Origin of the sequence: Kocuria atrinae C3-8 (assembly GCF_000286355.1) — a bacterium.
GTDB classification, from domain to species: domain Bacteria; phylum Actinomycetota; class Actinomycetes; order Actinomycetales; family Micrococcaceae; genus Kocuria; species Kocuria atrinae_A.
Window position 1 is genome coordinate 1 of record NZ_AJXN01000015.1, and the last position, 7,578, is coordinate 7,578.

Annotated in this window: 4 protein-coding genes and 2 pseudogenes; 2 read left to right on the forward strand and 4 right to left on the reverse strand. The window is 66.1% G+C overall.

Annotation, left to right across the window (positions count from 1 at the left end; genetic code table 11):
- Positions 1-367: 367 nt before the first annotated feature.
- On the reverse strand, positions 368-634 hold the full coding sequence (locus YO9_RS0102220) for a tyrosine-type recombinase/integrase (protein ID WP_223285976.1): 267 nt from the start codon (positions 632-634) through the stop codon (positions 368-370).
- Between the two features lie 185 nt (positions 635-819).
- Entirely contained in the window at positions 820-1,191 is a 372-nt protein-coding gene (locus tag YO9_RS0102225; protein WP_016996058.1) for a DNA cytosine methyltransferase, read from the reverse strand.
- A 301-nt stretch (positions 1,192-1,492) separates the two neighbouring features.
- On the opposite strand from YO9_RS0102225, the gene YO9_RS0102230 reads away from it, so the two are divergent.
- The gene (locus YO9_RS0102230; RefSeq protein ID WP_016996059.1) at positions 1,493-2,488 is read left to right on the forward strand and encodes a PIN domain-containing protein; all 996 of its coding nucleotides are present in this window, start codon (positions 1,493-1,495) and stop codon (positions 2,486-2,488) included.
- Positions 2,489-2,540: 52 nt separating this feature from the next.
- On the opposite strand, the gene YO9_RS0102235 is transcribed toward YO9_RS0102230, so the two are convergent.
- The gene (locus YO9_RS0102235; protein WP_016996060.1) at positions 2,541-3,716 is read right to left on the reverse strand and encodes a restriction endonuclease; all 1,176 of its coding nucleotides are present in this window, start codon (positions 3,714-3,716) and stop codon (positions 2,541-2,543) included.
- Between the two features lie 61 nt (positions 3,717-3,777).
- Here YO9_RS0102235 and mobF point away from each other — a divergent pair.
- Positions 3,778-7,283 (forward strand): annotated as a pseudogene (gene mobF / locus YO9_RS0102240) (MobF family relaxase); the annotation flags it as partial.
- Between the two features lie 55 nt (positions 7,284-7,338).
- Here the strand turns inward: mobF and YO9_RS16385 are convergent.
- A pseudogene (locus YO9_RS16385) lies at positions 7,339-7,578 on the reverse strand (DNA processing protein DprA); the annotation flags it as partial.

A 7,578-nucleotide genomic window follows, 5' to 3' on the forward strand; every position in this document is an offset into this window, starting at 1 on the left:
GCTCATCTGTGAAGGGCCAGATAACCTGACCGCCACCTCTGCAACCCTTTGGGTCGCCAACCTCCTGATTTTGGTTTCGCACTCTCGGAGGTTGGGCCATCCGCACTGGATGCCGAGTTGTCACCAACTCGGAATGCCGCCGACTGGGGTTACCCAGGTCGGGGCTTCTCGCTTCTTCGGTCGCCAGCCGTGAGGTCCTCCACGGTCTTACGGAACCTCGACGAGCGTTTTATGACTCCCGCCTGCCGAGGGCGTCATCAATCAGAGAAAGCGTCGGCATGCCGACCACCTCCTTCAACTGTGCGACGCCGATTGCGCGCCGCACTCCAACAGTACTTCGGCGTCAGTCAGGTCGGCGACACGAGCGTCAGCGGTCGGTGAGGAACGCGATGAGAGCGTCGGAGGCTTGATAGCGCGCGGGCGGCCGGTTCCCGATGGTGGGCAGCCAGTCGAGCGTGCGGCGTTTGAGTTCCAGATCGGCGTGGAGGTAGACCTGCGTCGTCTGGATCGTGGCGTGACCGAGCCAGAGCGCGATGCTCGCGGTGTCGATCCCGGCGTGTAGGAGCATCATCGCGCAGGTGTGGCGCAGCGTATGCGGGGGGTCCACACGCTGACGCACTCGATCCTTCGACATGAGATCCTCCTCGACCTGATGCCAAGCGATCACCGTGATCGCTCGGTCAGATCAAGCGAACCCCGTCAACCTGCGCTCATCGTTATGCTGACTGGCTTCGTGCTCCACCCGCCGCCGCCAGTGCACCGAAGCGACGGTCATCATAACCATCGGCTCGGCATAACGGCGCCGAGTGTCCGAAGAGGTCAAGCTGGCTCGACTCCCAGACCCCATGGGTCGGATTCCAAGTCGCGAAGAGTTGCGGTCGCACCGATTGCATCAACGAAGGCTGCGAGGCCGGCCTGCTTGCCGACCGTAGAGACGTCCTGGCAGGGGAACCCGCCGCAGAGAATGTCTACCGGTGGAACCTGACTCCAGTCGATGGTGCCGATATCACCCAAGTTCGGCGCGTCGGGCCAGTGGTGGGAGAAGACGCGGACGACGTGCTCGTTGAGTTCGGTGTACCAGATGGTCTCTGCGTCGAAGTGGTGATCGACGGCGAGGTCGAGACCGCCGTAGCCGCTGAACAGCGAGTCGACCCTGAGCGGGCGGGTACCAGAAGAAGGAATGTCGTGCATGAGGACTCCGGCAGGTCGGTGAACCCGATCCCAGACCCCTCGCGGAGTCCTTCGCCGGACAGATCACCTGCCAGGTGCACGACCACCGACACCAGCAGCACTCAACCCGGACGGCCCTCCCGGGATCGCAGCAGATCAGACGACCGCCCACGCACAGACCGCGCCCGAATCAGTGCCCGTCTCCGACCGCCTCATGAGCCGCCACACGTCTTTCAACAGAGGCCGTGGACGCGCCGCGCCGAGCTGTAGCCGGGCCGTGTGGTGCCCAAGTCATCACAGTGCATGACGGATACTGGAGTGCGTGCTGCACCTACTCGTTGACACCTCCACCTGGCTCGACCTGTCCAAGCGACGGGACGGGCAGCGCTGGATTGTCGCGCTCCGGCTGTTGGTGCATCAGCAGCACGTGGAACTCCTCGTTCCTGATCTTGTGATCGAAGAGTTCGAGCGAAACCGGGAGCGGATCGAAGCTGCGATGACAGCTAGCGTGGCTCAGCGGTTCAAGCTCATTAAGCAGGACCTCGAAGACTACGGTGGTGCCGATACCGCGCAGGCCGTTGAGGTGATCGCCGATTTGGCGCGGGACGTGCCGTTGATCGGTGCGATGACAACGCGCAACTTCGATGAGGTGCTCGAACTTTTGCGCAAGGCACGGAGGCTTGAGCCGACCGATGCCGAGCACGGTGGCGTGGTCGAACGCGGTCTGTCCAAGCGCGCCCCGTTGCACCGTGCGCGCAACAGTGTCGCGGATGCGTTGCTTCTCGAGCTTTATGCAACGGCCACGCGTGCATCAGATCTGTTACGCAACCCCCATGCGTTCGTCACGTCGAATAGCGCTGACTTCTCGGTTTCAGATGGTGACAAGCGGCACCCTCACCCCGATGTTGCCGAAGTCTTCGCGGTGGACGGTTCCAGGTATGCGCTCGGCGTTGACGGACTCAACGACGTTCTGCTCTCTCATTTCGGCAGCGAGATCGAGGACTTGTTCGCGGAGACTGATTTTGTTGAAGAGCCACGCCGTCTTGGCGAGATCGTTGACGCAGAAAGGGCCTTTTTCGACCGCATCTGGCACCATCGATCCCTCCAACATGAATACCGACTGCGTGCGGCTGGGGACGAACCGGAGCTGGCACGGTTGCAGGCGATAGCTGGCCCAGCGCGCGAGCGCGTCGAGGGAACCTACACCGAGCCCGGCGAGTTGGGGCCTTACACCGACTATGAGCTCGGGATGCTCAATGGCAAGCTCTCTGCGCTGCGTTGGGTACTTGGCAGCGAGTGGGACTTCCTGGATACGTAGTGGTGGCGACGGGGCGAGGTGTCGCATACCCATGCTTGGCGCCCGAGCCATTTCATGGCCGGAGCCCGTGGCTCGCTATCAGATCGGGTCGCTGAGACAGGAGCGTTTCGAGTCGGCTGTCCGGCCAGAGCTCGATGAAGGGCAGCTTTCCGTCTGCGTTATGTTTTTCCGCCACGGCTACCGCGTCCGTTGTGAACCGCCCACTCGTTGCGATGACAAGCGCGCGAATAACGGGCGGCTCCCACAGCGAAAGCGTCGCGAGGGTGCCCGTGATGTCAGACGGACCGACGGACTTACTGGTCCAGTGCTTGGCCTGGACTATGACCCGCTCGGTTCGAGTGGTCCCGCCGTCGTCTTGTATGACACGCTCCGCTGAGAGGTCACGTCCTCGATCGGGCGCGCGAGTCTTCATCAGCCATTCAACGTTCTGATAGCGCGGAAATGCCCGTAGAAGATCGAACAGCAGTCGCTCGAACCCGTCATCGTCGAGAGCGGACCACGACAATCCGGTACTCGCCCTTCCTGATGGTCTCGCAGAGGCAGCCGCGCCGAGGTCGATCCCAGGCACAGGCAGCGGGTCTGACTCCGCCAGGCTCGCTGCCTCTATGTCCGTTCGAACCGAGGGCCAATCCATCTCAACTATGTCGTGCCAGTCGTGGCCCTGCCCGAAGTGCATGTGACGGTGAAGGTCACCCCACCGTCCTCCGCGCTCGGTTGTGTCTCCGAGTAGTCGTTCGATCTCACTGATCGCGTCCTCGACTGTGGCCGTCCTGGAATCGTCCAGTCGATCGGTTGAATCGCGCGGCACCGATTCGATTATCCGCGAAAGCGTTTCGTTTACGGTCGAGGTGAGGTCGTTCAGCCGCTCGTGAATTGCCCGACGCCGCGCCTGGGCCAGCCGGAATCGGTATTCATCGAGCTCGTTACCTGGTTCCTCCAGCTGATTCATGAGCGCGAACGGGGGCTCCCCGATGTCGGCGTAGTCAATGAACGCCTGACCAGCGGCGTCCGCGTCGGGTAGTTCTTCGGTAACCGTCCAACCGTCAATTGGCGGTAGGCCCGATAGTAACGCGCTCCACGCCCTCCGCAGGTCGTCATACTCACGGCTTGACCCACGACTGGGGCCAGAGGGAAGCATCGGTTGGGCGCGCTCCCAAACTGCTTCGAGCTTGGCGAGGTTCGCAGCAGCGCGATCCATCACCTGGAGCAACTCGTCAAGGTTCACCACTCAAGTCTCCCACTCCGCGAGCTGGTGCCCCATCGCCCACCTAGCATGTGTGACGGTTTCGATGCGGGTGATGAGTGCCGGCGACGGCTACGAGTACCTGCTGCGCACCGTCGCCGCCGGGGATGGCGACCGTGACCTCGCGACTCCGCTGACGAGGTATTACACGGAGGAGGGAACTCCTCCCGGCTTCTGGATGGGGTCGGGTCTGCCGTACCTCGCCACCGGCGAGCTCACCGAAGGTGGGCGTGTCTCGGAAGCACAGCTCCAGCTCCTCGTCGGGATGGGCCGCGACCCGATCACCGGCGAACCTTTGGGTGAGGCGTACCGGCAGTACGCGAGCGTGCAGGAACGCGTCGACAAGCGCGTCGCCGACCTCGACCCGAACCTCGGGCCAGTGAGCCGTGCCGAGGAAGCCGCTGCCATCGAGTCGGCAGAGGCCGAGCGCGGCACACGTCGTGCGGTCGCCGGCTACGATCTGACGTTCTCGGTACCGAAGTCGCTGTCGGCGCTGTGGGGTGTTGCGGACGCGGGCACGCAATCGCTGATCGCGGACGCGCATCACCAGGCGGTTGCGCAGGTGGTTGCGTTCCTCGAACGAGAGGTTGCGACCACCCGTGTCGGCGCGGCCGGACCCGAGGGCGCGGTCGCCTTCGCCGATGTCGCCGGCGTTCTGGCGACAGCGTTCGATCACTACGACTCGCGCAGTGGTGACCCGCAATTGCACACGCACGTTGTCGTGAGCAACAAGGTACTGACGGTGCAGGATCAGAAGTGGCGAACGCTGGCCGGTCGGCCCGTGCATGCCTCGGTCGTCGCGCTGTCCGAGCTGTACAACGCGACGTTGGCGGACCGGATCACCGAGACATTCGGGATCGAGTGGGAGGCCAGGGAGCGGGGCCGGGACCGCAACCCAGCGTGGGAACTCGCCCCGGTGCCCGAGGAGCTGGTCACGGGGTTCTCCTCGCGGACCCGGCAGATCGAACAGGAGAAGACCCGCCTGATCGACGCCTACAGGGCCAGGCATGGCCGCGAGCCCTCGGCGACGACGGTGTTGAAGCTCCGGGCGCAGGCAACGCTCGCGACACGGCCGGCCAAGCAGGTGCATTCCCTCGCGGACCTCACCACTGACTGGCGGCGCCGCGCCGGCATCCTGCTGGGTGAGGACGCGACCGGGTGGGCCCGCACCGTCACCACCACCGCGGAGAAGACTGTCCTGCTGCGGGCAGATGACGTGCCGCTGGACACGATCGCCGACCTCGGCCGCTCAGTGGTCGAGGTGGTGGGTGAGAAGCGGTCGACGTGGCGGCGAGGAAATCTCCACGCCGAGGCCTCCCGCCAGCTCATGGGCGTCCGGTTCGCGACGGCGTCCGATCGGGAGGCGATCACCGGGATGGTGACCGATGCCGCCGAACAGGCATCGCTCCGGCTCACCCCGCCGGAGCTGGCGTCGAGCCCCCTGCTGTTCCGCCGCCCGGACGGGTCGAGCCGGTTCCGCCACCCCGCCGCGACCCTGTTCTCGACGGAGGAGTTGCTCGCCGCCGAAGACCGTCTCCTCGACCGCTCCCACACCACAGCCGGCCCGACCGTCGAACTCGCGACCGTCGAGAAGATCACCGGCAAACCTGACCTGGAGGGGCGGCGGCTCGGGCCGGATCAGGCCGAAGTGCTGGCTAGGATCGCCGTGTCTGGCCGGATTGTGGACGTGCTGGTCGGTCCTGCCGGTGCGGGCAAGACGACGGCAATGAACGCCCTGAAACGGGCGTGGGAGAAGCAGCACGGCACCGGCTCGGTGGTTGGGCTCGCCCCGTCAGCGGCCGCGGCGCAGGTGCTTGGCGAGGAGTTGGGGATCGAGACGGACAACACAGCCCGTTGGTGCAGATGCACCTCGTCCACGGTGACACCTTCGAGAAGGATCAGCTCGTCATCCTCGATGAAGCCTCCCTCGCAGGCACCGGCTCCCTGGACCGCATCACCGGCCTCGCCGAACACGCCGGCGCGAAAGTGCTGCTGGTGGGTGATTGGTCGCAGTTGCAGGCGGTAGATGCGGGTGGGGCGTCGGGATGCTCGTGCACGACCGCGACGACGCCCCCGAACTCACGGACGTGCACCGGTTCTCCGCACGGTGGGAGAAGGCCAACTCCCTGAATCTGCGTCACGGCCGCACCACCGCGATCGACACGCTCATCACGCACGGACGGGTGAGCGGCGGGGATCAGGACGCGATGGTCGACGCCGCCTACAGCGCTTGGCGACAAGATGTGCAGGCTGGGCAGGCGTCGATCCTCGTCGCGGAGGCGCGGGAGACGGTGACCCAGCTCAACGAGCGTGCCCGCGCCGATCTCATCCTCGATGGCACCATCACCCCCGGCAGGGAGGCTGTCCTGCATGACGGGACGAGTGCGTCGCAGGGTGATCGGGTCATCACGCGCGAGAACAACCGGCATCTGCGGTCGAAGAACGGGAGATCGTGGGTGCGCAACGGCGACCGGTGGACGGTCACCAATGTCAGCGAGGACGGGTCGATCACTGTCCGGCCCGAGGGGCGCCGGTTCGGTGGGTCGATGGTGCTGCCCGCCGCGTATGTGGCGGAGCAGGTCGAGCTCGGGTACGCGATCACCGGGCATCGCGCCCAAGGGATCACGGTCGATACCGCGCATGCAGTGGTGACGGCGACGACGACGCGGGAGAACTTCTACGTCGCGATGACCCGGGGTCGGCACGGGAACCACGCCTACGTCGCCACCGACACCGCCGACGATGCCCATGTCGCCCCGCACCCGTCCGACAACCCCGACGCCACAGCGCGGAGCGTGCTCTACGGGGTCCTCCAGCACGTCGGGGCTGAGCTGTCCGCGCACGAGACCATCGAGGTCGAGCAGGACCGGTGGGGGTCGATCGGTCAGATCGCCGCGGAGTACGAGACCATCGCCCAGGCCAGCCAGCACGACCGCTGGGCGTCTCTCCTGGAAACTTCCGGGCTCACGGAGGGGCAGGTCGATGTGGTGCTCGGCTCTGATGCTTATGGTGCCCTGTCGGCGGAGTTTCGGCGGGCGGAGGCGAACCACCACGACCTTGATGACCTCCTCCCGCGCTGGTGCGGGCGCGGGGCTTCGCGGATGCTGACGACATCGCTTCCGTCCTCCATCACCGGGTTGCCCGTGCCACTGCCCGCCCCGCCGTTTCCGGCCGCACTCGGCAGGCGCCACGGCTCATCGCCGGCCTGATCCCGTACGCCGCCGGGGTCACCGACCCGGAGATGCACCAGGCCCTTGCCGAGCGGCAGCAGCTCATCGAGCAGCGCGCCGCCGCCGTCCTCACGCGGGACCTGGACGAGGGAGCGTCGTGGACAGACGCGCTCGGGAGGAAGCCTGCGGATGCGAAGACGGCGGGGGCGTGGCGGCGGTTCGGCAGGTGGTCGCGGCGTACCGGGATCGCTACCAGATCACCGACGACACCCCGCTCGGCACGGTCGCGGGGTCGGATGCGCAGAAGATCGACGCCGCCCGCGCCGAGACCGCTCTGAAGCGGGCGAAGCAGCTCAGCCAGCAGCCCCCGGACACCGAGCAGCCGGACCTCACCATCGAGCCCGGCAGGGCCGCACCCTCTGAAAGTGCAGGCGGAGCTACAGGCGGCGGCCCGGTTCGTCGCGCTCGGCCTGCGCCTGTCCGGGGTCCAGGCTCGATCCCGGGGCCGTCCGGCCCTCCGGTCGGCTCTGCGATGAGCCATTGCGGTCCATCAGTGCGTGCGCATCCGAAGCGCTGGTGACGAGCGTGACGCGGTGGTCTTGGATCAGCAGGTGCGGTCCCGTGCTGGCCGCGCTCGTGACCGGGCCGGGTACCGCACCCACGCCGCGGCCCAGGCG

Bases quoted from the DNA above. Each gene is read 5' to 3' on its own strand.
- YO9_RS0102220 (WP_223285976.1), bottom strand. From the start codon at position 634: ATGTCGAAGGATCGAGTGCGTCAGCGTGTGGACCCCCCGCATACGCTG.
- YO9_RS0102225 (WP_016996058.1), bottom strand. From the start codon at position 1,191: ATGCACGACATTCCTTCTTCTGGTACCCGCCCGCTCAGGGTCGACTCG.